A 24864-nucleotide genomic window follows, 5' to 3' on the forward strand; every position below is an offset into this window, starting at 1 on the left:
CCTACGACCTGCGGCCGCGCACGTTCCAGCCGCTGCCGATGCCGGCCAGGTGAAGTGCGAGCACCATGAGGCCGAGCAGCATGATGTTCGTCGAGGTGAACGTGTCGTTCGTCGAGATGTCCGCCGCGTTGATCAGAAAGGAAATGAAGAACAGGACCGCGGAGATGATGGCCAGCATGGGTGTCCATCCCTTCGGATGACTAGGTCATTGACGCCCCGTGCCACTCGAATTCCCCCAACTTGTCGGAGCATGCCGATGGTTGACGACCGAAGAGCAGTACGTTCGGCCTGTCGGACATCGTTCGAAACCTCTTGACGTTGCCGTACAACCCGATTGACACTCTCGCAACACGACGTCACACAGCCGAAACGGCAGGGTGCCCACGGCCGAGGCCCCGCCACGCCTCAGCAGGGAACCCCACATGACGTACCTCGCACGTCCGCGCACCCGCGCGAGACGCAGGGCGGGCCGCCTCGCCGGTCTGACCGCCGCGTCACTGCTCCTGGGCCTCGCCGCGCCCATGGTCCCCGCCCAGGCGGCGGACACCGCGGACGTCACCGACGGACTGGCCCTCTGGTACAGACTGGACGGCGCCTCGGGCAGTACCGTCACCGACGCCTCCGGAAACGGCCGCGACGGCACGGTGAACGGGACCGCCGACTGGTCCGACCCCGCGCAGGGGCTCGCCTTCAACGGCTCCGACACCTACATCAAGGTGCCGGACGACGTCATGAAGGGCATGACGTCGATCTCCGTCTCCACGGACGTGCTGATCGACTCCGCCCAGAGCACGCCGTACTTCCTCTACGGCTTCGGCAACTCCAGCGGCAGCAACGGCAACGGGTACCTGTTCGCCACCGGCAACGCGCTGCGCACCTCGATCGCGACCGGCAACTGGTCGACCGAGCAGACCACGAAGCCCTCCGACGGGCACAACCTCACCCGCGCGGTGTGGAAGCAGCTCACCTACACCCAGACCGGCACCACCGGTGTCCTGTACGAGGACGGTGTCGAGGTCGGCCGCAACACGGCGGTCACCATCACGCCCGGTGCCATCGGCTCCGGAACCACCACCGCCAACTACATCGGCAAGTCGGTCTACTCCGGCGACAAGCTCTTCAAGGGCCGGATCCGGGACTTCCGCGTCTACGACCGGGCCCTCGCGGCCTCCGAGGTCGAGCAGCTCTCCCTCCCCGTCGCCACCGAGGGCGTCGCCGCCGACAAGGCCGCGCTGAGCCTCGGCGACACCGGCCAGGTCACGGCGGACCTGGACCTGCCGAAGACCGGCACGGCCGGTGGGTCCACCATCACCTGGGCCAGCGACAACACCGCCGTCGTCTCGGGCACCGGCAAGGTGACCCGCCCCGCCGCCGGTGAACCGGACGGCCACGCCACACTCACGGCGACCCTCCAGAAGGGTCCCGTGACCGACACCAAGCGCTTCGACGTCACGGTCCTGCCCGACTTCGACGACGCGACGGCCACCGAGCAGGCCGCCCAGGCCCTCACCGTCCACAACCTCGACGACGTACGCGGCAACCTGACCCTCCCGGCGACCGGCTCGTACGACACGAAGGTCGCCTGGTCCTCCGCCCGGCCGACCGTCATCGACGCCGACGGCGTGGTCCACCGCCCCGCGCACGGCGACGGCGCCACCACCGTCGAGCTGACCGCCAGCGTCACCAAGGGCGGGGCGAAGGCGACCCGCACCTTCACCGCGAAGGTCCCCGAACTGCCCGCGCGACAAGCCCTCAAGGGCTACATGTTCAGCTACTTCACCGGCGAGGGCACCTCGGACGGCGAGCAGCTGTACGCCGCGCTCAGCAAGGGCGACGACCCGATGAAGTGGCGGGAGCTGAACGACGGCAAGCCGGTCCTGACCTCCACGCTCGGCGAGAAGGGCCTGCGCGACCCGTTCATCATCCGCTCCCCCGAGGGCGACAAGTTCTACCAGATCGCCACCGACCTGAGGATCTACGGCAACGGCGACTGGGACGCGTCCCAGCGCACCGGCAGCAAGTCCATCATGGTGTGGGAGTCCACCGACCTGGTCCACTGGACGAACCAGCGGCTGATCAAGGTCTCCCCCGACAGCGCGGGCAACACCTGGGCGCCGGAGGCGTTCTACGACGCGAAACTCGGCAAGTACGTCGTCTTCTGGGCGTCGAAGCTGTACGACAACGAGGCACACTCCGGCGACACGTACAACCGCATGATGTACGCGACCACCCGCGACTTCTACACCTTCAGCGAGCCCAAGGTCTGGATCGACCGCGGTTACTCGGTCATCGACTCCACGATGATCCAGAACAACGGCACCTACTACCGGCTGTCGAAGGACGAGCGGAACAACACCTCCTCCACGCCCAACAGCAAGTTCATCTTCGAGGAGAAGAGCGACTCGATCCTGAACCCGAACTGGACGGCGGTCGCGGAGGGCATCGGCAAGGGCGCGATGAACGCCGCCGAGGGGCCGCTGGTCTTCAAGTCGAACACCGAGGAGAAGTGGTACGCCTTCCTAGACGAGTTCGGCGGCCGCGGCTACCTCCCCTTCGAGACGACCGACCTCGACTCCGGCAACTGGACCCCGGTCGCCGACTACGACCTGCCGGCCAAGCCGCGCCACGGCACCGTCCTCCCGGTCACCCAGGCCGAGTACGACCGCCTCCTGCGCTCCTACCAGCCGGACCAGCTCGTCGAGAGCGTCGAGGGCATCAAGGTGAAGACGCGGACCGGTGAGGCCCCGGTCCTGCCGGCCACCGTGATCGCCACGTACGCCGACGGAGTCAAGCGTCCCGTCGCGGTCGACTGGGCGTACGTCCCGGCGTCGAAGTACGCCCAGGAGGGCACCTTCACGGTCACCGGCAGTCTGCCCGACGGCGCGGCGATCCCGGTCCAGGCCGAGGTCACCGTGTCGGAGGAGGGCGCCGACGTCCCGGCCGACCTGCTCCTGCACTACGGCTTCGACGAGACGAGCGGCAACATCGCGGTCGACTCCAGCGGCCACGGCTACCACGGCACCTATGCCGGTACGCCCGCCTTCGGCACGGGCGTGCAGGGCGGCTCCTTCAAGATGTCGGGAGACACGACGGGTTCGCCGTACGTCAAGATCCCGAACGGTGTGCTGAAGAACGCCGACAGCGTGACCGTGTCGACGTACGCCAGGTGGAAGGGCGGCAGCAGCTTCCAGTGGCTGTTCGGGCTCGGTCCGGACAGTGACAAGTACCTGTTCGCCACGCCCTCCAACGGCGGCAACAGCCTCTACTCGGCCATCACGAAGGCGAGCTGGTCGGCGGAGTCGAAGCTGACCGCCGGCTCGCAGCTCACGCCGGGCGAGTGGCGGCACGTCACGGTCACCCTCGACGGCTCGACCGGGACGATGGTCCTCTACGTCGACGGCGTCGAGGCGGCCCGTACGACCACCACCGTCAAGCCGTCCGAGCTGTACGACGCGAACAAGGACTACAGCGGCTACATCGGCAGGTCCCTGTACGCGGCCGACCCGTCCTTCGGCGGCGAGGTCGACGACTTCCGCATCTACGACCGTGCCCTGTCCGCCGCGGAGGTCATGGAGCTCAGCGGCAACACCGCGGGTGTCGCCAAGGCGACGCACCCGGCGCTGAAGGTCGACGCCATCGTCGACAACGCGGACAGCAAGGTCACCCTGCCGATGAAGGAGGGCACCGATCTCACGGCGCTGGCACCGGAGTTCACCCTCGCGCACGGGGCGGCGATCAGTCCCGCCTCCGGCAGCGTGCAGGACTTCAGCAAGCCGGTGACGTACGAGGTGACCGGCTCCGACGGCAAGAAGCGCACCTGGACCGTGTCGGCGCTCGTCATGAGGAGCCCGGTCCTGCCGGGTCTCAACGCCGACCCGAACATCGTGCGCTTCGGCGACACCTTCTACCTCTATCCGACGACCGACGGCTTCGAGGGCTGGAGCGGCACGCAGTTCAAGGCGTACTCCTCCACCGACCTGGTCCACTGGAAGGACCACGGCGTCATCCTCGACCTCGGTCCCGACATCTCGTGGGCGGACAGCAGGGCCTGGGCGCCGACGATCGCCGAGAAGGACGGGAAGTACTACTTCTACTTCTGCGCCGACGCCAACATCGGTGTCGCGGTGTCCGACTCGCCGACCGGGCCGTTCAAGGACGCGCTGGGTCAACCCCTGCTGAAGGCGGGCCAGTTCAGCGGCCAGATGATCGACCCGGCCGTCTTCACGGACGACGACGGTCAGTCGTACCTCTACTGGGGCAACGGGCATGCCTATGTGGCCCCGCTGAACGCCGACATGACGTCCGTCGACGTCGCGAAGATGAAGGACATCACGCCCAGCGGCTACAACGAGGGCTCCTTCGTCATCAAGCGGGGCGGCACTTACTACTTCATGTGGTCGGAGAACGACACCCGCGACGAGAACTACCGCGTCGCCTACGCCGCCGGTCCCTCCCCCACCGGCCCCTGGACCAAGCGGGGCGTGATCCTGGAGAAGGACCTCTCCCTCGGCATCAAGGGCCCCGGCCACCACTCGGTCGTGCAGGTGCCGGGCACCGACGACTGGTACATCGCCTACCACCGCTTCGCCATCCCCGGCGGTGACGGCATGCATCGCGAAACCACCGTCGACCGGCTGGAGTTCGACTCCGACGGCCTGATCAAGAAGGTCGTGCCCACCCTGACGGGCGTCGACCCGGTGACCGTGGTGCACGCCGGTGCGGACGGCAGCGGGAAGGAGGGTGACGCGATCGCGCTGCGCGGCACGATCTCCGGTGCCGGCGGCCCGAAGTGGACCGTCGAGGCGGGAGCGCCCTGCTCCTTCGCCGACCCGGACTCGGCCGCGACGACGATCACGTGCACCGACGACGGCACCTACACGGTCACCCTCACGGGCGGCCGCAGCAGGGACACCGCGACGGTGAAGGTGGCCAACGCGGCACCCGCCATCGCCGCCGCGGCGGGTCCGCAGGCCCCGCTGTCGGTCGGCAGGCGCACGGTCGTCACAGCCGATTTCACCGACCCTGGCAGGAGTGACACCCACACCTGCCTGGTCGACTGGAAGGACGGGGGCGCCCCGCAGTCCGGCACGGTCACCGCGTCCGGCTGCCGGGCCGAGCACGCGTACACCAAGGCCGGCATCCGACGTCCGGTGATCACCGTCACCGACGACGACGGCGCCTCGGACAGCAGGACGCTGCCCGAGCTGATCGTCTACGACCGCTCCGCCGGTCCCGCGCTCGGCGCCGGTGTCCTCACCTCCCCGGCCGGGGCCTACCCCGCCGAGCCGGGCCTGACGGGCAAGGCCGCCTTCTCCTTCGCCGCGGCCTACCTGCCAGGAGCCGTCGCACCCGTCGGTGAGGTCTCCTTCGACTTCGGCCGGGCCGGGCTGAAGTTCCGTTCGAGCGGCTCCGACTGGCTCGTGGTCACCGGCTCGCAGGCGGTCCACCAGGGGTCCGGCACGGTCAACGGCAAGAGCGGATACGGCTTCCGGGTCAGTGCCACCGACGACCCGGACACCTTCCACCTGAGGATCTGGAAGAAGTCCGGCGGTGAGGTCGTCTACGACAACCTGACCGGATCGAAGGTCACCGGCATCCTCGCCATCGGCAGCAGCCGACGGTAGTTCCAACCAGCCGAGCCCCGTCGACAGCCTCCCTGTCGACGGGGCTCCGCGTTTTCGCTGGTTCAGGGACATGACCCATCAATCCCTGCGCAACCTCTTTCGCCCGGCACGGCGTCATGGCATCCTCACCGGTCAACGTACTTATGAACGACGTTCACATCCATGAAGACGTGGAAGGGCGATCCGTCATGAGCCACCGTAATGTCATGGGCATGACCAGAAGGTCTCTGCTGGGAACTGCCGTCACCGTCGCTCTCGGCGCCGGGGCCGCATCGGCGGCCGAAGCAGCACCACTGTGGCGGGAGTTCAGCCGCACTCCCTACACCCACCCGCAGATCCCGTACATAGGACGGGCCGGCTGCCGCGGCGGGGCGACACACCGTCCGTGCCGCCGGGTCGTCGCCGACGTGCGCGACTTCGGCGCCAGGGCGGACGGGACGACCGACTCCGCCCCCGCGATCAACCGTGCCATCGCCGCCGCCGGAAGGGCCGGCGGTGGCACGGTCACCATCCCGCCGGGCACGTTCCGCATCGACGACGTGATTCGCGTGAACCGCTCGAACGTGGTCCTCAAGGGCGCCGGCAGCGGTCGTACGACGTTGTACGCGACCAAGAACCTCACCGAGCTCATCGGGACGTACGGCTCCCGCTACGGCGGGGACAAGTCGTCGTGGTCATGGGCGGGCGGCCTGATCTGGCTCGCGCCCCGGGCCCGTTGGGAATCGCTCGTCGCCGCGATCAGGGCCAAGGCGTGGCCCTTCGAGGGCTGGACGGGCAACCGGCGCGACGAGTGGCGGACGCTCACCGAGGTCGCCCCGGCGCGGCAGGGCTCCTGGACGGTGACGGTCGCCGACGCTTCCGCACTGCGTCCGGGGGCCCTGGTCCTCCTCCGGCTCGCGGACGACGCGGACCACACTCTCCTGGAGCACATGTGCGGTGGCGGGCCCGGTCCGGAGGCCTACTTCTGGGACGACAAGACGAAGCTGACGTCGTACGTGCCCTACGAGTGGCCCGTTCGCATCGTCCGCGTCCACGGCCGGAGGGTCACCCTGGAGCGGCCGCTCCCGCTCGACCTGCGGCCGGAGTGGGCCCCGCAACTGACCACGCATGTGCAGGAGTTGAGCGGCGCGGGGGTCGAGGGCCTGACCCTGGAGGCGCCCGAGACCCCACAGCAGCCGCACCTGCTCGACAAGGGCCACAACGGCGTGGTGCTCCAGTGCGCCTACGACTGCTGGGTGGACGACGTGACGGTTCGTCATGTCGACAACGGGTTCGGCCTGGTGGCCGCCTCCGCGTGCACCCTGCGCCGTACGCGCGTGGCGGGGCGCGGCTCCCACCATCCCTACTTCTGCCGCGAGGGGTCGCACGACAACCTCATCGAGGACTTCACGATCGAGGAGCGCACCCGCCCCGCGCCCGGTGGCACCCAGCTGCACGGCATCAACGTCGAGGGGTTGTCGTCGTACAACGTCTGGTCGCGCGGTGACATGCGGATGGGCACCTTCGACAGCCATCGCGGTCTGCCCTTCGCCAACGTCCGCACCGACATCACCGTGAACAACAACGGCCGCCACGGCGGGGACGCGAGCGCGGGGCCCCTGTTCGGCGCCCGGTTCACCCACTGGAACATCCGCGTCACCAACGGCCGCGCGGGGCTGGTGAAGATCGACGGTCTGGCGCCGTACTCCGCGACCGTCGGCATCGACGAGGTCAGGGAGTTCGACCAGATCGACGTCCCCGACTTCACGGGCGATCTGCACACCCGCCTTGAGCTGTACGGCGGTTCGGGCGCGGTCCGGCCACGGAACCTGTACGAGGCCCAGCGCCGGCTGAACGGAGTGGGCCGATGAGCGCGCGGTCCCGCTGGTGCGTCCTGTTGACCGCTCTGGCCGCGTTCACCACAGGGCTCGCCGCACCGGTGGCCGCACAGCCCGCGGCACCGCACACCGTGGTCCTGGACGGCGCCCGACTGCAACAAACGAAAGCCCGCCTCGATCACGGGGATCCGCAACTCCGGCACGCAGTGAAGGCGTTGACCGCCCGCGCCGACAAGTGGCTGGACCAGGGCCCCTGGACCGTCGTCGACAAGCCCAGGCCCGCTCCCGGTGGCGACGTCCACGACTACCTCAGCCAGGCCCCGTACTGGTGGCCCTCCCAGAGCCCCACCGCCGACAACCCATGGGGCTGCCCGTACGTCCAGCGTGACGGCGAACGCAATCCCGAGGTCGACTCCGGCACCGACCGGCAGGACGTCGAGAAGACCTTCGACTCCGCGTACGACCTCTCCCTCGCCTGGTACTACACCGGCGAGAAGCGGTACGCGCGCAAGGCCGGACAGGTGCTGCGCACCTGGTTCCTCGACCCGGCCACGAGGATGAACCCCAACCTGGACCACGCGCAGTTCATCCCCTGCAAGTACGACGGGCGCGCCATCGGCATCATCGACTTCTCGCAGTCGTACACCAGCGTCGTCGACGCGATCGCCCTGCTGGAAACCGGCGCTCCGGGCTGGAGCGGGAAGGACCGCACCGGCATGGCACGGTGGAACTCCGACTTCCTCGGCTGGCTCAAGGACAGCGACTTCGGGAAGCAGGAGGGTGCCGCCGCCAACAACCACGGCACCTTCTACGACCTGCTGCTCGCCGGCCTCGCCTGTGCGACCGGGGACAAGGCCCTGGCCCGCCGCACGGTCCTGGACGCCCGCAGCAGGCGCATCGCGCCGCAGATCGCGGCCGACGGAAGCCAGCCCCAGGAACTGATCCGCACCCGGAGCTGGCACTACTCGACCTTCGACCTGGTCGCCTACACCCGGCTCGCGGCCATCGGCCGGCATGTCGGGGTCGACCTGTGGGCGTACCGGGGCCCGGACGGGCAGAGCCTGTTCAAGGCGGTCGACTATCTGCTGCCCGCCGCGACCGGGACCGCCGCCTGGCCCCATCCGGAGCTGGAGTTCCTGCGGTACGCGGCGACCGACGTCGTCCACGCGGCCGCCGACGCCGGCGACACACGGGCGCGCAGGGCTGTTCCGTTGCTGGAGGCGCCGCCGGGCGGCGACCTGTGGGCGCTGCGTCCGGCGGCGGAACAGCTGGACTCCATCGCGGGGTGAGGCCCTCGTCGGGACGTCGTGGACAGGTCGATCGCCCGGTCGACGTCCGGTGGCGCAGCACCCGCACAATGCTCGGGCCCCCTACGGCACGCTCAACTCCGAGCGATGAGCGTGCCGTAGGAGGCCCAGCGCCGTCGACGTCCGAACGGGGCTCAACCGGTCTTGCGGCCGACTCCCGCGTACACCCAGTACTCCGACGGGTTCTCCGGGACGTCCTCGCCCTCGTCCGGGCGCCACAGCGGGACATGGACCAGGCCGGGTTCCGTCAGGTCGAACCCGGTGAAGAGGCCCTGGATCTCGTCGTGGGAACGGACGGTGACCGGTGAGGTGGCCCGGGAGCGGTACAGCTGGGTGACCGCGGCGGCCGTGTCCGGGCGGTCCTGGTTGGTGGCGTGGGACAGGGCGAGCCAGCTGCCCTCGGGCAGGGCGTCCCGGAAGGCGGCGACGATGCCGGCCGGGTTCTCCTCGGGTGCGACGAAATGCAGGATCGCGACCATGAGCACGGCGACCGGCTGGTCGAAGTCGATCAGCTCGCGCACCTGCGGCGAGCCCAGGACGTCGGCCGGCCGCCGGATGTCGGCGTCGACGATGTCGGCGTGCGGGTTGTCGGCGAGCAGGGTGGTGCTGTGCGCGACGGCCACCGGGTCCTTGTCGACGTAGATCACCCGGGCTCTCGGGCTCGCCGCCTGAGCCACCTCGTGGACGTTGCCCTGCGTCGGGATCCCCGAGCCGAGGTCGATGAACTGCCGGACACCGGCCCCGGCCAGGAAGCGCACGGCCCGGCCGAGGAAGGCGCGGTTGGCCCGGGCCAGCGCGCGCACCTGGGGGTCGATGGCGGTGACGGCCGCGACCGCCTCCCGGTCGATGGCGAAGTTGTGCTCCCCACCCAGCAACGCGTCGTACATCCGGGCTACGCTCGCCTTGTCCGGATCGGTCCCTGGCGGCAGAGCATCCGTGTCGGTCACCAGAACGTCCTTTCCCAACAAGGTACTTGACGATCCATCATATAGTTGCCCTGCGACGTCCGGCGATCAATTGTGTTGCCGGGCACCCGGACCCCCACCCGGAAAGGCACTACGACCCTGCGGAACGAACCGCACAGCCGCTCCGTCGACGACACCCCCACCGTCGTGCCCCCACCGCGCCGTTCGGCCTTCTCCCCCGCGGCCGACGTCATCGGCTCGGAACTCGACCTGGGGCTGACCGGCAGCCATGTCGTGCACGCGCTGACGCCCGGCTTCTGCGACGCGGCGTCCCTGTATCTGCTGGAGCGGTGGCGGCGCGAGGAGACCACGTACGCCGGCGCGGACCCCGCCCAGATCGAGGCCCGCAGGCTGGCCCTGCGGGTGGGCACGGACGCGCCCGAGTCCTGGGAACGCACGCTGCCGGTCGGCGAGGTGCTCGTCTTCCCCCGCGAGACCCCGTACGCCCGCGCACTGGTCGACGGCCACGCGCAGTTGCTCGACTCGGTCGACGACCACACGGCCGAGCGGCTCGCCGCCTCCGCCGGTGAGGACGCGCGCATCGGCGAACTCCTCAAGACGCGTTCCTTCCTCGTGGTGCCGCTGCGGCTGCGGGGCGGGGCGATCGGATTCGTCGCCTGCTCCCGCGGACCGGACCGCGGACCGTTCCTGACCGCGGACGTCGCCGCCGTGGAGTCGCTGGCCTCGCGGGCCGCGGTCGCCCTGGACAACGCACGCCGCTACGAGCACGAGCGCCGCACCGCCCTGGCCATCCGCGGCAGCCTGCTGCCCGGCACGATCCAGGAGGTCGAGGGCTGCCGTATCGCCCACGGCTCGCTGCCCGCCGGACAGGGTTCGATCATCGGCGGGGACTGGTTCGACGTGCTCAGACGGCCGGGCGACCGGGTCAGTCTGATCGTCGGGGACGCCATGGGGCACGGTCCGGAGTCCGCCGTGGCGATGATCCAACTGCGCACCGCCGTCCGCACGCTGGCCGGCCTCGACATCCCCCCGGCCGATCTCATACGACGGCTCGACGCACTCGCCAGCGACACCCCGGGCGCCTCCTTCGCGACCTGCATCTACGCCGAGTGGGATCCGCGGCAGCGCACCTGCACCCTCGTGGGCGCAGGTCACCCTCCCCCGCTCCTGCGCGGCCCGGACGGCCGGACCGCTCCGGTCACGCTGGTCGGCGCGGGCCTGCCGCTCGGGCTCGCCGCGGGCACCTACGAGCCGACCGTGCTGCACATCGACGACCCGGCGCTGCTCGTGCTCTACAGCGACGGTCTGGTCGAGTCCAGGGACGCCGACATAGACCACGAGATCGCCCGCCTCGCCCGGGCGCTCGACGCCGCGGCCGTCGACCACGACCCGCTGCCCTCCCTGTGCCGACGGCTGCTGCACGCCCCCTCCGATCCGGCCGGCGCGGACGACCGAACCCTGCTGCTCGCCGAACTCACCCCCACCAAGGGCTAGTTCAGGCCGTCAGATTGGCCCACACGGCATTGCCGCCGGTGAGCCTCGACCGGTCCACCCCCCAGGTGTCCGCGAGTTCCTCCACCAGGAACAGGCCGCGCCCGCCCTCGTCGTCGAGGCCCGCACGGCACCGGCGGAGTGTGGAGCCCGAGTGGTCGTGGTCGTGCACCTCCAGCCGGAGGATGTCGTCGGTGACCAGCCCGATGCCGCACAGGATGCGCGCGCTGAGGGTGTGGCACACGGCGTTGGTGGCCAGCTCGGACAGGAGCAGCACCGCGTCCGAGCGCAGCTCGCCCGGCAGGCTCCAGGCCTTGAGCCGGGTGCCGACGGAGCGGCGGGCGACCCCGATGCTGGAGCGGTGCGCGGGAAGTTCGATCCAGTGGGTTCGTTCCTGGTCCACGGCGTCTAACAGCTGACGGGACGAGGTCATGTGGGGGGACACGGTGTTGGCCTTCCGTGGGGGCGGCGGCGCGGCCGGGCGAGACGCATCGGGGGCAGGGAGAAATGCCAACGCGCCCGGGGGTAGGGGCCGTTGGTGCCACCGTGCGCGCGTTCAGCGGCACGGGTCACACACGTCACTATGCTCGCACCCAAGTTCAACCTGCAACCAGCTCCCTGATAATTTCAGAAAGCCGATATCCGCCTGGTGGCATCAGCAAGTCGCTGTCAGACTCGTGCCGGTGACAGCCCCTCAGGAGGTCAGGACGTGAGCGAAGGCCGTACGGGCACGGGTGGTACCAGTGCTCCCACCGTGCTGCGCATGATCCTGGGCCGGCGTCTTCAGGAGCGGCGGCAGGGCGCCGGGGCCTCGCTGGAGGACGCGGCCAGGGCGCTCAGGGTGACGTCCCTGACCATCCGCCGCCTGGAGAAGGCCGAGGTCGCCCTCAAGCCGCTCTATGTGGAGAAGCTGCTGGAGACCTACGGGGCCGACCGGCAGGAGATCGACGAGTTCGTCGCCCTCGCCGAGCGGGCCAACGAGCCCGGCTGGTGGCACACCTACCGGGACGTCCTGCCGAACTGGTTCAGCGCCTACGTCAGCCTGGAGGCCGGGGCCAGGATCCTGCGCACCTACGAGCCCCACTACGTCACGGGCCTGCTCCAGACCCACGCCTACGCACGCGCGGTCCTGCGCGGCGGCTTCCCGGGCGAGGCCGACGAGGACCTCGGGCGGCGGGTGGACCTGCGGCTGCGCCGCCAGAGCCTGTTGGAGAGACCCGACGCGCCCACGCTGTGGGTGGTGATGGAAGAGGCCGTGCTGCACCGGGTGGTCGGCGGCCCCGAGGTCATGCGGGAGCAGATCGAACGGCTCCTGGAGGTCTCGGAACTGGATCACGTCAGCGTCGACGTGGTGCCGTTCACCGCGGGCGCCCACGTGGGCGCGTGCGCCCCGTTCACCTACTTCCGCTTCGAGGAGCCGGAGCTGCCGGACATCGTCTACACCGAGGTCCTCTCCGGCGCGATGTACCTGGATCAGCGCTCCGACGTGTCGGCGCATCTGGAGGCGCACAACCGCATGTCCCTGATGACCTCGGACGCGGACAGCAAGGCGCTCCTGAACCGCATGCGCAAGGAGTACTCATGACCAGCACCGACTGTCACGTCTACAACGGGATGCCCGCCACCGATCTCGGCGACCAGGGCTGGGAGTCCCCGTGGAGCGGTCCCAACGGCGGCCAGTGCGTGCAGACGAAGCTCCTGGCGGACGGCCGGGTGGCGCTGCGGCAGTCGACCGATCCGGCCGGGCCCGCGCTGATCTACACCCCGCAGGAGATCGCCGCGTTCGTCGCGGGCGTCAAGCGGGGCCTCGCCGACCATCTCACGGCCGGCTGAACCACGACCCGAGCCGGACCTGCCCCCGGCAGCGACCTGCCCGACACCCCCACGCACACCACCTGAAAGGGACAGGATGACCCACTCCCACGCCGCGCGGGAGATCGACACCAGCCGGCCCCACTCCGCCCGGATGTACGACTACTACCTCGGCGGCAAGGACCACTTCGACGTCGACAAGCAGGCGGCCGAGACCGTCGCGGCCACCTACCCCGGCATCTTCACGTGCGCCCGCGAGATACGCGCCTTCATGCACCGCGCCACCCGCGTCCTCGCGCGGGAGTACGGCGTCCGCCAGTGGCTGGACATCGGCACCGGCATCCCCACCGAGCCGAACCTCCACCAGGTCGCGCAGTCCGTCGCGCCCGAGGCACGCGTGGTCTACGCCGACAACGACCCGCTGGTCCTCAAGTACGCCGAGCGCCTGATGCGCAACACGCCCGAGGGCCGCACGGCCTACGTCCAGGGCGACTTCACCGACCCCGAGGCGATCCTCAGCTCTCCCGAGCTGGCCAAGACCCTCGACCTGAACCGGCCCGTGGCCCTGTCCCTCAACGCCATCCTGCACTTCGTGCCGGACGACTGGGACCCGTACGGCATCGTCTCCCGCCTCCTGGACGCCCTGCCCTCGGGCAGCGCGCTGGCCGTGAGCCACTGCACGGGCGACTTCGCCCCGGAGCTGTGGGAGAAGCTCGTCGGCATCTACGCCGCCGCCGGCACCCGGGCCCAGGTCCGCAGCCAGGCGGAGGTCGCCCGCTTCTTCGAGGGGCTCAACCTGCTCGACCCGGGCATCTCCCTGACCCACCGCTGGCGCCCGGACGGCCCGCAGGGCCCGGACCCGGAGCTCACCGACGCCGAGGTCAGCGCGTGGGCCGGGGTGGGTATCAAGCCGTGACGCGGCGTCGGCCGTGCGGGAGCCGGATGCACCGCACGGCCGCGCCGCCCGGGCGGCGCACGCCGTCAGCGCACCAGCAGGTCGATCACGCCCGTCAGGTCCTCCTCCCCGCCGCCCTCGGCCAGGCGGCGGCGCATCAACGCGAAGTAGGGGCTGAGCAGTTCCGGGCTGACGCCCTGCTGTTCGGCGGTGCTCAGGAAGCCCGGCGCGCCGGCCACCTGCATGGTGAGGCTGGAGACCACACCTTGGGTGTAGTCGCCGCTCCGCAGCTGGTCGGCGGTCCGGTGCACGGCCGGGGCCATCGCGACGAGCCAGTCGGCGAGCAGCGGGGCGAGCGAGGTGGGGTCGATGTCCTCCTTCCGGATCAGGGCGAAGGCGTGTGCGGCTCCGGCGAACATCCCGTACATGGCGCTGAGCAGGGCCACGTCGTGCAGCGCCGCGAAGCCCGCGTCCTGGCCGACGTAGACGGTGCCGGCCGGGACGGCCAGCGTCTCGCGGTGCTCCTCCAACAGCTCCCGCGAGCCGCTGTAGAAGACATAGCCGCCGGCCTCCTCGACACCGATCATCGGAGGGACGGCCATGATCCCGCCGTCGAGGTAGCGGGCACCGCGCTCGCGGGCCCACGCGGCGCGGTCGCGTGCCTGGGCGGGGGTACCGGTGGTCAGGTTGACCAGGTCCCGGCCGGCCAGGTCGGTGCCGGCCAGCGCGTCCTGGACCGAGGAGTCGTCCAACAGGCAGACGACGACCAGGGCGTTCGCGGCGACCGCCTCGGCAGCACTGTCCGCGGCCTTCGCGCCCTCGGCGGCAAGCGGGGCGGCACGGGCGGGAGTTCGGTTCCAGACGGTGAGCGGATGGCCTGCGGCCAACCAGGTTCGGGCCAGCGCGGTACCCATCGCGCCGAGGCCCAGCAGGGTGACGGGGGTCTTCTCAACAACGTTCTGTGTCATGCCGACCAGGCTGGTCACAGCCCGGTGGATGATCAAGTACGCACTTCGGAGTGGGTGGTTACCCCGAGGTGAGCGAGCACGTCGAAGGGGTGGGGCATGACGACGCTGAACCGGCCGGGCACGCCGGACGGACACATCTGCGGGATCGACACCGCGATGGAGGTGATCGGCGGCAAGTGGAAGGTGCTGATCCTGTGGGCGCTCCACGAGCACCCCTGCCGCCGCTTCGGCGAGTTGCGCCGGCTGCTTCCGGGCATCACCGAGAAGGTGCTCGCCTCCCACCTGCGCGAGATGGAGACGGACGGCGTGGTGCGCCGCGTCTCGTACGACGAGGTACCGCCTCGCGTCGAGTACTCACTGACCGAGGACGGCGAGCGCCTCAACGTCGCACTCCAGCCGCTGGCCGCCTGGGGACGCGGGCGAGTGACCGTTACGCGGAACGCGGGGTCGATCGCCTGACGGCTCCCACGGGACCTCTCACAGGCGTGCCGTGACAAGATCCACTGTCATGAGCATCGAAGAAGGAGACCGGCGCGTCGCCCTGGTCACCGGGTCCACGTCGGGGATCGGTGAGGCCGTCGTACGGCGGCTCGCGGCGGACGGGACACGGGTCGTCGTGCACTCGCGGCGCAGCGCGGAGGCCGGGAAGGCGCTGGCGGCGGAGCTCGGCGGCGCCTACGTCCAGGCGGACCTCGGCGTCGAGGAGGAGGCCCGGGGGCTGATCGAGAAGGCGCTGGGCCACTTCGGGCGGCTGGACGTGCTGGTGAACAACGCGGGCATCAGTTGGCCGATCCCGCACGCGGACCTCGCTGCGGCCACTCCGGCGGACTGGCGGCGACTGCTGGAGGTCAACCTCATCGCCCCCTGGGTGCTGTGCACCGCGGCCCTTCCGGCGCTGCGGCGGTCCCCCGGGGGCGGCAGCATCGTCAACATCACCAGCCACGCCGGCGTACGGCCCAAGGGTTCCTCGGTGCCGTACGCGGCGAGCAAGGCCGCACTCAACCACGTGACCCGGCTGCTCGCGGCCGCACTCGGGCCCGACGTCCGGGTGAACGCGGTGGCGCCGGGCCTCGTGGACACGCCGATGACGAAGGACTGGGCACAGGCGCACGAGCTGTGGCGGGACCGCGCGCCGATGCACCGCCCGGCCCGGCCCGCCGACGTGGCCGACCTGGTGGCATCGGTGATCGGCAGCGGCTATCTGACCGGGGAGGTCATCGTGCTCGACGGCGGCCTGAACCTGACCTGAGCCCGCACGGCCGAACCGACCCGGACTTCAGGGACGTGACATCAGCACGCCCCGCAACTGGACGCGCACCGCCCCACTTCAGCCCGTCGCGTCCGTCAGCATCCGCCACCCCGGCGCGTAGTTCCCGTGCAGCACCAGCGACGCCGCCCCCACCGCGCCCACCGTCTCGCCGATCACGCTCTGCTCGACGGCGACCGCGCGGATCGTACGGGCGACGGACGTGCGGTTGACGGCGGCCTCGACCTCCTCGCGGATGATCGGCTCGATGCCGCGCAGCGCCTCACCGCCGAGGACGACGCGGCTGACATCGAGGAGGCTGGCAGCGCCGCGGGCGGCCTCGCCGATGCGGCGCGCGGCACGTCGTACGACGTCGCAGGCGTCGGCGTCGCCCGCGCGGGCGGCTCGGCGCAGGGCCTTCCAGTCGTGGTGCACGGAGTCGGGCGTACCCGTGAGGCCGATGCGGTCGGCGGCGGCCGAGCCGTGCAGGCGCAGCAGGTCGTCGATGATCGCGGCCGGGCTGACGTACGGGCCGAGGCAGTCCATGGCACCGCAGTGGCAGACGCGGTCGCCGGGTTCCACGGCCATGTGACCGAACTCGCCGGCGTTGCCCGAATCGCCGTGCAGGACCGTGTTGTTGAGGACGATTCCGGCGCCGACGCCGGTGCCGAGGTAGAGGAACAGGAAGCTGCCCGCCCGGTCCGCGCCGCCGATCCAGCGCTCGCCGATGGCGGCTGCGGTGGCGTCGTTGTCGAGGGCGACGGGCAGTCCGGTGGCCTCGGCGAACAGGTCCGTGAGGGGGACGCGTCCCCAGCCCGGGAAGTTCGGCGGGGAGACCACGGCGCCGGTGGTGCCGTCGAGGGGACCGGGCGCGGCGATGCCGAGGCCGAGCAGGCGGGTGCGGTCCACGGCGCTGCGGTCGAGGAGGCGCCCGGTGGTGCGCGCGATGCGGTCCACGACGTCGGCCGGGTCGCCCGGGTCGGTGAGCCGCAGCCGCCTGCTGCCGATCACCTCGCCGGCCAGGTCGACGACCACGATGACCGCGGCGTCGGGATCGAGGTGGACGCCGACCGCGCAGGCGCCTTCGGCCCGGATGGTCAGCAGGGTGCGGCGCTTGCCGCCGCTGGAGGGGGCCTGGCCGGACTCCGCCACGAGACCCGCGTCGAGGAGTTTGCGGACGACGTTGGAGACGGTCTGGTTGGTCAGTCCCGTGAGAGCCGCCAGCTCGACCCGGCTCACCTGTCCCGTGGTGCGGATGGCGTCCAGGACCACGGCCTGGTTGTAGCCGCCGACCCGCGGCAGGTTCGTCCCGCTGAGCATCGTCACCTGTCGGTCACCTGGTCCCCTCATCCGCCGCCCCCGGCCTTCGCACGGCGAAAGTTTACATACTGGAGGCATTGACTTCATCCATCAAATGGATTTAGCTGACGCCCATCAAAATCCGGCCGTTGGGGCCGATCAGCGCAGGGTGGCGCAGAGACTGGGGCGTCGTCAGGGCTGGCCTCCAGGCCGAGAACTCGCGGCTTTCCCTCAGGTTTCGCGTCCCGGAGGAACCACTGTGCGCTCGAGAATCGTCACCGCCGCGGCCGTCACCGCCGCCACCGCCCTGGCCGTCGCAGGATGCGGTTCGGGCTCGTCAGGCAGCTCGGCCAAGTCCATCAAGGTCGTCTACTGGCAGAACCTGGACAGCACCAACAAGCTCCAGGCCACCTTCCTCGCCTCGATGGTGAAGGAGTTCACCAAGGCCGACCCGGGCACCAAGGTGACCCTCGTGCCGGTCGTCGCCTCCGAGAACGACTACTACACCAAGCTCCAGCTCATGATGCGCTCCCCCGCGACCGCACCCGACCTGGTCTACGAGGACACCGCGCTCATCAACTCCGACATCGCGGGCGGCTATCTCAAGCCCCTCGACACCTACACCGCCAAGTGGGCCGACTGGTCGCAGTACGCCAAGGCCGCCAAGGGCGCGGTGACCGGAGCCTCCGACGGCAAGGTCTACGCCGTACCGGACGACACCGACACCCGTGGGATCTGGTACAACAAGCAGCTCCTCCAGAAGGCCGGGATCTCCGTGCCCTGGCAGCCGAAGACCTGGGCCGACGTGATCGCCGCCGCCAGGAAGATCAAGGCGAAGCTGCCCGATGTCACCCCGCTGAACCTCTACACCGGCCAGGCAGGCGGCGAGGCCTCCTCCATGCAGGGCTTCGAGATGCTGCTGTACGGCACCCCGGCCGGCGACAAGGCGCTCTACGACGCCTCGCAGAAGAAGTGGGTCGTGGGCAGCCAGGGCTTCAAGGACGCGCTCGATTTCGTCCACACCCTCTACAGCCAGGGGCTCGGCCCGGCCAAGGAGCAGGCGCTGGGCGCCAACTTCGGGACCACCGTGGGCACCGAGCTCATCCCCGAGGGCAAGCTGGCGATCGACATCGACGGCTCCTGGATGCCCAACAACTGGAGTTCGGCGGCGGCCAAGCCGTGGACCGAGTGGCAGTCGGTGATGGGCACGGCGGCGATGCCGACGCAGAACGGCCAGGCGCCGGGCCGTACGAGCATGTCGGGCGGCTGGGCCTGGTCGATCCCGGCGAAGGCCAAGAACCCCGACCTGGCCTGGAGGTTCCTGTCGACCACGCTCCAGACCAAGACCAACGCCGCCAAGTGGAACGCGACGAACGCGAACATCGCGGTGCGCACCGACGTCGCCTCGGACCCGACGTACCTGAACTCGGTGCCGACCAACAAGTTCTTCACCGAGCTGGTGGCCGACACCCATTACCGGCCCGGGCTGCCCGCCTACAACCAGGTCTCGACCGCGATCCAGAAGGCGATGGAGTCCGTGACGACCGGTCAGGCCTCCGTCGACAAGGCCGCCTCGACCTTCGATAACGATGTCAAGGCGGCGGTGGGCGACGACAAGACCGTGGAGGGCACTTCGTGACCGCCCTCGCCCCGGCGCCTCACGGGACCGGCGGTCACCACCGCCGGTCCCGCGGGGCGCCCGCTCCCGCCGTCCGCTCGCTCCTGCGCGGCCTGCCGACGGTCCCGGCCGTGGTTCTGCTGGTGGTGTTCCTGGCCGGTCCGATCGCGTACTGCGTGTACTACGCGTTCACCGACATGCAGCTCACCGGGGCCGCCGGCACCCACTTCGTCGGCGTCGACAACTTCACCAGGGCGTTCAAGGACACCGACTTCCTCAACGCGATGTGGCTGACCCTGGTGTTCGTGGTCGGCTCCGCGGTCGTCGGCCAGAACACCCTCGGGCTCGCGCTCGCGGTCCTGATGCAGAAGGCCACCCAGCCGGTACGGGCACTCGTCAACGGCGTGGTCATCGCCGCGTGGGTGCTGCCCGAGGTGGTCGCCGGCTATCTGATGTACGCCTTCTTCTACAACCAGGGCTCGCTCAACTCCCTTCTGGACGCGCTGCGGCTGCCGGACCAGAACTGGCTCTACACGATGCCGATCCTCGCCGTGTGCCTGGCCAACGTGTGGCGCGGCACCGCCTTCTCCCTGATGGTCTTCACCGCCGCCATCAACGACGTGCCCCAGGAACTGGTGGAGGCCGCCGAGATGGACGGAGCCGGACCCTGGCAGCGGCTGTGGCGGGTCGTCCTGCCGGTCATCAGGCCGTCGATCCTGACGAACCTGATGCTGATCACGCTCCAGACGCTCTCCGTCTTCGGTCTCGTCTACACCATGACCCGCGGCGGACCGGGCAACAAGAGCGAGACCCTGCCGATCTTCATGTACCAACAGGCCTTCCAGAACAGCCTGATCGGCTACGGCACCGCCATCGCCCTCGTCCTGCTGGTGGTCGGTGCCCTGTTCTCCGTCGTGTACATCCGGCTGCTCAAACTGGAGGACGACTGATGGCCGCCGTCGCCACGACTCCCCCCGGGACCGTCACCAAGGCCCCTCCGGTATCCGCTCGTCCGCGCGGGCGCCGCATCCGTCCGGCGCGCGTCACCGTCAACCTCGTCCTGCTGGCCGTGTCCGTGCTGTACGTCCTGCCACTGCTGTGGATGGTGCTCGCCTCGGTGAGCGACACCAACTCCTTCCGCCTGAACTGGCCTTCGGCGCTGACGCTCGACAACTTCGACGCCGTCCTCGACGTCGACACCACGTATCGTCCGATGCTCAACAGCCTGCTGCTGTGCGGCTTCGGCACGGCGGTGACCGTGGTGGCGTCGGTCCTCGCCGCCTACCCGCTGTCGCGCTACCGGTCCCGGGTGCGGCGGCCGTTCCTGTACACGATCCTGTTCTCCACCGGGCTGCCCATCACCGCCGTGATGATCCCGGTGTACAGCATGTTCGTGCAGGTCAACCTGATCGACTCGATGCCGGGCACGACCCTGTTCCTGGCCGCGTCCGCGCTGCCGTTCGGGATCTGGCTGATGAAGAACTTCATGGACGGCGTCCCGATCGTCCTGGAGGAGGCCGCCCGGATCGACGGCGCGAACACCATGCAGGTGCTGTGGCGGGTGGTGCTGCCCCTGATGCGGCCGGGTGTCGTCGTGGTCACCATCTTCACGTTCATCGGCATGTGGGGGAACTTCTTCGTCCCCTTCATCCTGCTGCTGTCCCCGGAGAAACTCCCCGCGTCCGTCAGCGTGTTCACCTTCCTCTCCGCCCACGACCAGACGCAGTACGGGCAGTTGTCGGCGTTCTCGCTCCTCTACTCGCTGCCCGTCGTGATGCTCTACCTGCTGCTGGCCCGCAAGCTCGGCGGCGGATTCGCGCTCGGCGGGGCCCTCAAGGGCTGACGCCCCCCACTTGCACGGAGAAAGACACCTGATGCACAACGACCGTGATGTCACCGAACAGCGGCTGGCCCGAGTCCTCGACGAACGGATACGGCCCGCCGTCCACGCCCGCTCCGTCCCGCTCGACGTGGCGGTCTGGAACGTTGCCGGTGAACCGGTGCCGGTCGTGCAGGGCCTCGCAGCCCCCTACCGGCCGACCCGGGTCGGCGAGTGGTGGGGTCCGGCCTGGTCGACGAGCTGGTTCAAGGTGAGCGGGACCATCCCGGCGGACTGGGCCGGTGAGCGGGTCGAGGCCGTGCTGGATCTCGGGTTCGCCACCCACTCCGCCGGCTTCTCCGCCGAGGGACTGGTCTACCGGCCGGACGGAACCGCGGTGAAGGCGCTCAACCCGCGCAACACCTGGCTGCCGGTGTCCGAACAGGCCGAGGGCGGCGAGGAGTTCGTCGCCTTCGTCGAGGCCGCCGCCAACCCGGTCGTGATGCACACCGCGCCCGGCGAGCTCACCTTCGGCCCCACGTCGGTGGGCGGCCGGGCGCCGTGGCTGGGCGACCCGGCCGCGGATCCCGGTGCACCTCTCTACCGGCTACGGCGTCTGGACCTCGCCGTGTTCGATCGGGAGATCCACGAACTCGTCCAGGATCTGGAGGTGCTGGCGCAGCTGATGCCGGAGCTGTCCCCCGACTCCCCGCGCCGCTGGCAGATCCTGCGGGCGGTCGAACGCGCCCTGGACGCGGTCGATCTGCAGGACATCAGCGGCAGCGCGACCACCGCACGGGCCGCTCTCGCACCCGTCCTGGCATCTCCCGCGCACGCGAGCGCACACCGCGTCTCGGCGGTCGGCCACGCGCACATCGACACCGCCTGGCTGTGGCCGCTGCGCGAGACCGTGCGCAAGGTGGCCCGGACGGTCTCCAACGTCACCCACCTCATGGACGAGCATCCGGAGTTCAGGTTCGTCATGTCCCAGGCGCAGCAACTGGCCTGGCTGAAGGAGCACCGGCCCGAGGTGTACGCGCGAGCCCAGGAGAAGGCGAGGACGGGGCAGTTCCTGCCGACCGGCAGCCTCTGGGTGGAGCCGGACACCAACATCAGTGGCGGCGAGGCCCTGGTGCGCCAGTTCGTCCATGGAAAGCGGTTCTTCCTGGAGGAGTTCGGCGTCGAGACCGAGGAGATGTGGCTGCCGGACACCTTCGGCTACAACGCGGCCCTCCCGCAGCTGATGAAGCTGGCCGGGGTGAAGTGGTTCCTGACACAGAAGATGTCCTGGAACACCACCAACAAGTTCCCGCACCACACCTTCTGGTGGGAGGGCATCGACGGCACCCGGATCTTCAGCCACTTCCCGCCGGTCGACAGCTACAACGGCGAGCTCTCCGGCGCCGAAGTCGCCCACAGCGTAAGGAACTTCCAGGACAAGGCGGGCGCCACCCACTCACTGATCCCCTTCGGTTACGGCGACGGCGGTGGCGGCCCCACCCGCGAGATGCTTGCGCGCGCCGACCGGCTCAGGAACCTGGAGGGATCGGCACGCGTCGAGATGGAGGGGCCCGCGGACTTCTTCCGGCGCGCGCACGACGAGTACGAGGCGAACGGCGGCGCGCCGGTGTGGACAGGAGAGCTCTACCTGGAGTTCCACCGCGGCACGCTGACCAGCCAGCTCGCCACCAAGCAGGGCAACCGGCGCAGCGAACACCTGTTGCGCGAGGCAGAGTTGTGGGCGGCGACCGCTGCCGTACGGCACGGGCACCCGTATCCGTACGACGTTCTGGACCGGCTGTGGAAGACGGTGCTGCTGCACCAGTTCCACGACATCCTGCCCGGGACGTCGATCGCCTGGGTGCACCGGGAGGCGGAGGAGACGTACGCGGCGGTGGCCCGGGAGCTGGAGGAGCTGATCGGCGCGGCCCAGGGGGCGCTGGCCGGGGAGCCCGAGGGCCTGGTCGTCTTCAACTCCGCGCCGCACGCCCGGGGCGGTGTCGCGGCGTTCGGGGCGGCCCCGCGCACCGAGACCGTCGACCCGCCGGTCACACCCGTACCGGACGGGGACGGGTTCGTCCTCGACAACGGCCAGGTCCGGGTCGTGGTGGACGCGCGCGGTCTGGTCACCTCCGCCTACGACCACACCGCGGCACGAGAGGCGCTGGCTCCCGGGACGGTCGGCAACCTGCTCCAGCTCCACCAGGACTTCCCCAACCAGTGGGACGCCTGGGACGTCGACGTCTTCTACCGCAACACCGTGCGCGACCTCACCACCGCCGAATCGGTCACGGCGACCGCCGACGGCATCCGGGTGGTCCGGGTGTTCGGCGCGTCCAGGATCGAGCAGACGCTGACACTGCCGGCCGGGTCACGCGCGCTGGTGATCGACACGCTTGTCGACTGGCACGAACGGGAGAAGTTCCTGAAGGCGGCCTTCCCGCTGGACGTGCGGGCCGCCCACTCGACCGCCGAGATCCCCTTCGGGCACGTCGAGCGGCCCACGCACACCAACACCAGCTGGGACGCGGCCAAGTTCGAGACCTGCGCCCACCGCTTCGTGCACGTCGGCGAGCCCGACTGGGGAGCCGCCCTGGTCAACGACTCCTCCTACGGCCACGACGTCACCCGTGACATCCGCCCCGACGGCGGTACGACCACCACGGTCCGCCTCTCCCTGCTGCGCGCCGCCCGCTTCCCCGACCCCGACCAGGACCAGGGCACCCACCGGCTCGGGTACGCACTGGTGATCGGCGCAGATGTCACCGACGCGAGGCGCGAGGGGTACCGCTTCAACCTGCCCGAGCGCGCGGTGCCGGGCACCGCGACGGTCGCCCCTCTGGTGTCGGTGGACCACGAGGGTGTGATCATGGAGGCGGTCAAGCTCGCCGACGACCGCAGCGGGGACGTCGTCGTACGGCTCTACGAGTCCCGGGGCTCGCGGGCCGCGGCCACCCTCACCACCGGCTTCCCACTGGCGTCTGCCCTGGTGACCGACCTGCTGGAGCGCCCCTTGGACGACCCTTCGAGCCACCAACTACGGGACGACGGTGTCTGGTTGGCGCTGCGGCCGTTCCAGATCCTCACCCTGCGCTTGCGGCCGGCATCGGGCGGCTGACCCGACGACGGAGTACGTGACACGGCGTTCATGGAAACCGACTCGCCCCTGACGCTCGTCCTCCCCACGGACCACACCACGCGGGGCCGACACACGCCCCGCGCCAAGCAGTTCAGGGGGAACCGCCATGCCGATCCGCGCTGCCAGAAACACCCGTCCCGGAACACGTACGGCCGCCGTCGTCACCACCGCCGTGCTCGCCGCGGCCGCGCTCTGGTCCACCGCCGCTCCCGCCTCCGCGATCAAGGGCGGCGGCCCGGCCACCACGAAGGCCCGGCCGTATGCCATGTTGATCGAGTTCGAGGGCAGGCAGTTCTGCGGTGGGACGCTCGTCGCGCCCACGAAGGTGCTCACGGCCGGCCACTGCGTGGAGAGCGCCGGTGATGTGTCCTCGCTGACGGTCGTCGGCGGCCGCACCCAGGTGGACGGCACCGACGGCACGGAGCGGGCGGTCACCTCGGCCAGGATGGACTCGCGTTACGGCGCGCCCGGTTACGCCCACGACGCCGCGGTCCTCACCCTGGACCGGCCGATGCCGTACCGGACGATCCGGGTGGCCGGCCCCCGGGACGGCAAGCTGGTGGCCGACGGCCGGAAGGCCACCGTGCTGGGCTGGGGACGCACCGGGCCCGGCATCGACGGAACCAGGCTCAAGCAGACCGAGCTCGTCATCTCGCCCGTCGCCGACTGCCGGCCGTACACCGATCCCGACACCGATCCCACCAAGATGCTGTGCGGCATGCCCCGCCCGGGTACCACCGACAGCATCTGCCCCGGAGACTCCGGCGGGCCACTGATCAGCGGCGGCAAGGTCGTGGGAATCGTGTCGTCCGGCAACAAGTACTGCGACGAGCAGTTCCCGGTGTCCGTCTTCGTGCGCGCGGACTCGGTCGCCGCGGATCTGGGCATCCCCACGCGCTGAGG

The 24864-nt window shown here is 70.2% G+C and carries 19 protein-coding genes; 14 read left to right on the forward strand and 5 right to left on the reverse strand.

Translation table 11 applies throughout. From position 1 onward, the window contains the following. Position 1: 1 nt before the first annotated feature. Positions 2-178, reverse strand: a complete 177-nt coding sequence (locus ABZT02_RS12370; protein WP_086723861.1) for a hypothetical protein — start codon at positions 176-178, stop codon at positions 2-4. 244 nt (positions 179-422) lie between these two features. Between ABZT02_RS12370 and ABZT02_RS12375 the strand changes: the two genes are divergently transcribed. The 3 genes from ABZT02_RS12375 (at position 423) to ABZT02_RS12385 (ending at position 8730) form a co-directional block, all read left to right on the forward strand. Further along, positions 423-5624: a family 43 glycosylhydrolase gene (locus ABZT02_RS12375; RefSeq protein ID WP_356016886.1), complete on the forward strand. Its 5202-nt coding sequence runs from the start codon at positions 423-425 to the stop codon at positions 5622-5624. Positions 5625-5830: 206 nt separating this feature from the next. After that, on the forward strand, positions 5831-7474 hold the full coding sequence (locus ABZT02_RS12380; protein ID WP_356016888.1) for a glycosyl hydrolase family 28-related protein: 1644 nt from the start codon (positions 5831-5833) through the stop codon (positions 7472-7474). After that, complete coding sequence (locus tag ABZT02_RS12385; protein ID WP_356016890.1) at positions 7471-8730, forward strand: alginate lyase family protein; 1260 nt, start codon at positions 7471-7473, stop codon at positions 8728-8730. Before ABZT02_RS12380 ends, ABZT02_RS12385 begins: the two co-directional genes overlap by 4 nt. Before the next feature lie 152 nt (positions 8731-8882). Here ABZT02_RS12385 and ABZT02_RS12390 read toward each other — a convergent pair whose 3' ends face one another. Further along, the gene (locus ABZT02_RS12390; protein ID WP_356016892.1) at positions 8883-9695 is read right to left on the reverse strand and encodes an SAM-dependent methyltransferase; all 813 of its coding nucleotides are present in this window, start codon (positions 9693-9695) and stop codon (positions 8883-8885) included. A gap of 165 nt (positions 9696-9860) precedes the next feature. Here ABZT02_RS12390 and ABZT02_RS12395 point away from each other — a divergent pair, with 165 nt between their 5' ends. Then, entirely contained in the window at positions 9861-11168 is a 1308-nt protein-coding gene (locus ABZT02_RS12395; protein WP_356016894.1) for a GAF domain-containing SpoIIE family protein phosphatase, read from the forward strand. A 1-nt stretch (position 11169) separates the two neighbouring features. Here ABZT02_RS12395 and ABZT02_RS12400 read toward each other — a convergent pair whose 3' ends face one another. Beyond that, positions 11170-11598, reverse strand: a complete 429-nt coding sequence (locus ABZT02_RS12400) for an ATP-binding protein (protein ID WP_356016896.1) — start codon at positions 11596-11598, stop codon at positions 11170-11172. 276 nt (positions 11599-11874) lie between these two features. Here ABZT02_RS12400 and ABZT02_RS12405 point away from each other — a divergent pair, with 276 nt between their 5' ends. The 3 genes from ABZT02_RS12405 (at position 11875) to ABZT02_RS12415 (ending at position 13893) form a co-directional block, all read left to right on the forward strand. Next, entirely contained in the window at positions 11875-12750 is an 876-nt protein-coding gene (locus ABZT02_RS12405; RefSeq protein WP_356016898.1) for a helix-turn-helix transcriptional regulator, read from the forward strand. Then, positions 12747-12998, forward strand: a complete 252-nt coding sequence (locus ABZT02_RS12410; protein WP_356016900.1) for a DUF397 domain-containing protein — start codon at positions 12747-12749, stop codon at positions 12996-12998. The genes ABZT02_RS12405 and ABZT02_RS12410 overlap by 4 nt, the downstream gene beginning before the upstream one ends. Positions 12999-13074: 76 nt before the next feature. Next, complete coding sequence (locus ABZT02_RS12415; RefSeq protein ID WP_356016902.1) at positions 13075-13893, forward strand: SAM-dependent methyltransferase; 819 nt, start codon at positions 13075-13077, stop codon at positions 13891-13893. A 65-nt stretch (positions 13894-13958) separates the two neighbouring features. Here ABZT02_RS12415 and ABZT02_RS12420 read toward each other — a convergent pair whose 3' ends face one another. Next, positions 13959-14840: an NAD(P)-binding domain-containing protein gene (locus tag ABZT02_RS12420; protein WP_356016903.1), complete on the reverse strand. Its 882-nt coding sequence runs from the start codon at positions 14838-14840 to the stop codon at positions 13959-13961. A 96-nt stretch (positions 14841-14936) separates the two neighbouring features. On the opposite strand from ABZT02_RS12420, the gene ABZT02_RS12425 reads away from it, so the two are divergent. Beyond that, positions 14937-15299, forward strand: coding sequence for a helix-turn-helix domain-containing protein (locus tag ABZT02_RS12425; protein WP_356016905.1), 363 nt, complete (start codon positions 14937-14939; stop codon positions 15297-15299). A 49-nt stretch (positions 15300-15348) separates the two neighbouring features. Continuing rightward, positions 15349-16089: an SDR family oxidoreductase gene (locus ABZT02_RS12430; RefSeq protein WP_356016907.1), complete on the forward strand. Its 741-nt coding sequence runs from the start codon at positions 15349-15351 to the stop codon at positions 16087-16089. A gap of 78 nt (positions 16090-16167) precedes the next feature. Here the strand turns inward: ABZT02_RS12430 and ABZT02_RS12435 are convergent, their stop codons facing one another. Beyond that, entirely contained in the window at positions 16168-17406 is a 1239-nt protein-coding gene (locus ABZT02_RS12435; protein WP_356017135.1) for an ROK family transcriptional regulator, read from the reverse strand. Between the two features lie 238 nt (positions 17407-17644). Here ABZT02_RS12435 and ABZT02_RS12440 point away from each other — a divergent pair, with 238 nt between their 5' ends. The 5 genes from ABZT02_RS12440 to ABZT02_RS12460 all read left to right on the forward strand — a co-directional run bounded on the left by ABZT02_RS12440 (position 17645) and on the right by ABZT02_RS12460 (position 24862). Continuing rightward, entirely contained in the window at positions 17645-19024 is a 1380-nt protein-coding gene (locus ABZT02_RS12440) for an extracellular solute-binding protein (RefSeq protein ID WP_356016909.1), read from the forward strand. Between the two features lie 83 nt (positions 19025-19107). Further along, positions 19108-19953, forward strand: a complete 846-nt coding sequence (locus ABZT02_RS12445) for a sugar ABC transporter permease (RefSeq protein ID WP_356017137.1) — start codon at positions 19108-19110, stop codon at positions 19951-19953. Then, positions 19953-20846, forward strand: a complete 894-nt coding sequence (locus ABZT02_RS12450) for a carbohydrate ABC transporter permease (RefSeq protein WP_356016910.1) — start codon at positions 19953-19955, stop codon at positions 20844-20846. The genes ABZT02_RS12445 and ABZT02_RS12450 overlap by 1 nt, the downstream gene beginning before the upstream one ends. A gap of 31 nt (positions 20847-20877) precedes the next feature. Beyond that, positions 20878-23940, forward strand: coding sequence for a glycoside hydrolase family 38 C-terminal domain-containing protein (locus ABZT02_RS12455; RefSeq protein WP_356016912.1), 3063 nt, complete (start codon positions 20878-20880; stop codon positions 23938-23940). A gap of 127 nt (positions 23941-24067) precedes the next feature. After that, positions 24068-24862 (forward strand): serine protease, encoded by a 795-nt coding sequence (locus tag ABZT02_RS12460; RefSeq protein ID WP_356016914.1) that lies wholly within the window; start codon positions 24068-24070, stop codon positions 24860-24862. Positions 24863-24864 lie beyond the last annotated feature (2 nt).

The organism is Streptomyces sp. NPDC005402 (assembly GCF_040606575.1).
GTDB lineage: Bacteria > Actinomycetota > Actinomycetes > Streptomycetales > Streptomycetaceae > Streptomyces.

Coding starts and splice junctions, on each gene's coding strand:
- ABZT02_RS12370 (WP_086723861.1), bottom strand. CDS start 178: ATGCTGGCCATCATCTCCGCGGTCCTGTTCTTCATTTCCTTTCTGATC.
- ABZT02_RS12375 (WP_356016886.1), top strand. CDS start 423: ATGACGTACCTCGCACGTCCGCGCACCCGCGCGAGACGCAGGGCGGGC.
- ABZT02_RS12380 (WP_356016888.1), top strand. CDS start 5,831: ATGGGCATGACCAGAAGGTCTCTGCTGGGAACTGCCGTCACCGTCGCT.
- ABZT02_RS12385 (WP_356016890.1), top strand. CDS start 7,471: ATGAGCGCGCGGTCCCGCTGGTGCGTCCTGTTGACCGCTCTGGCCGCG.
- ABZT02_RS12400 (WP_356016896.1), bottom strand. CDS start 11,598: ATGACCTCGTCCCGTCAGCTGTTAGACGCCGTGGACCAGGAACGAACC.
- ABZT02_RS12410 (WP_356016900.1), top strand. CDS start 12,747: ATGACCAGCACCGACTGTCACGTCTACAACGGGATGCCCGCCACCGAT.
- ABZT02_RS12415 (WP_356016902.1), top strand. CDS start 13,075: ATGACCCACTCCCACGCCGCGCGGGAGATCGACACCAGCCGGCCCCAC.
- ABZT02_RS12420 (WP_356016903.1), bottom strand. CDS start 14,840: ATGACACAGAACGTTGTTGAGAAGACCCCCGTCACCCTGCTGGGCCTC.
- ABZT02_RS12425 (WP_356016905.1), top strand. CDS start 14,937: ATGACGACGCTGAACCGGCCGGGCACGCCGGACGGACACATCTGCGGG.
- ABZT02_RS12430 (WP_356016907.1), top strand. CDS start 15,349: ATGAGCATCGAAGAAGGAGACCGGCGCGTCGCCCTGGTCACCGGGTCC.
- ABZT02_RS12435 (WP_356017135.1), bottom strand. CDS start 17,406: ATGCTCAGCGGGACGAACCTGCCGCGGGTCGGCGGCTACAACCAGGCC.
- ABZT02_RS12450 (WP_356016910.1), top strand. CDS start 19,953: ATGGCCGCCGTCGCCACGACTCCCCCCGGGACCGTCACCAAGGCCCCT.
- ABZT02_RS12455 (WP_356016912.1), top strand. CDS start 20,878: ATGCACAACGACCGTGATGTCACCGAACAGCGGCTGGCCCGAGTCCTC.
- ABZT02_RS12460 (WP_356016914.1), top strand. CDS start 24,068: ATGCCGATCCGCGCTGCCAGAAACACCCGTCCCGGAACACGTACGGCC.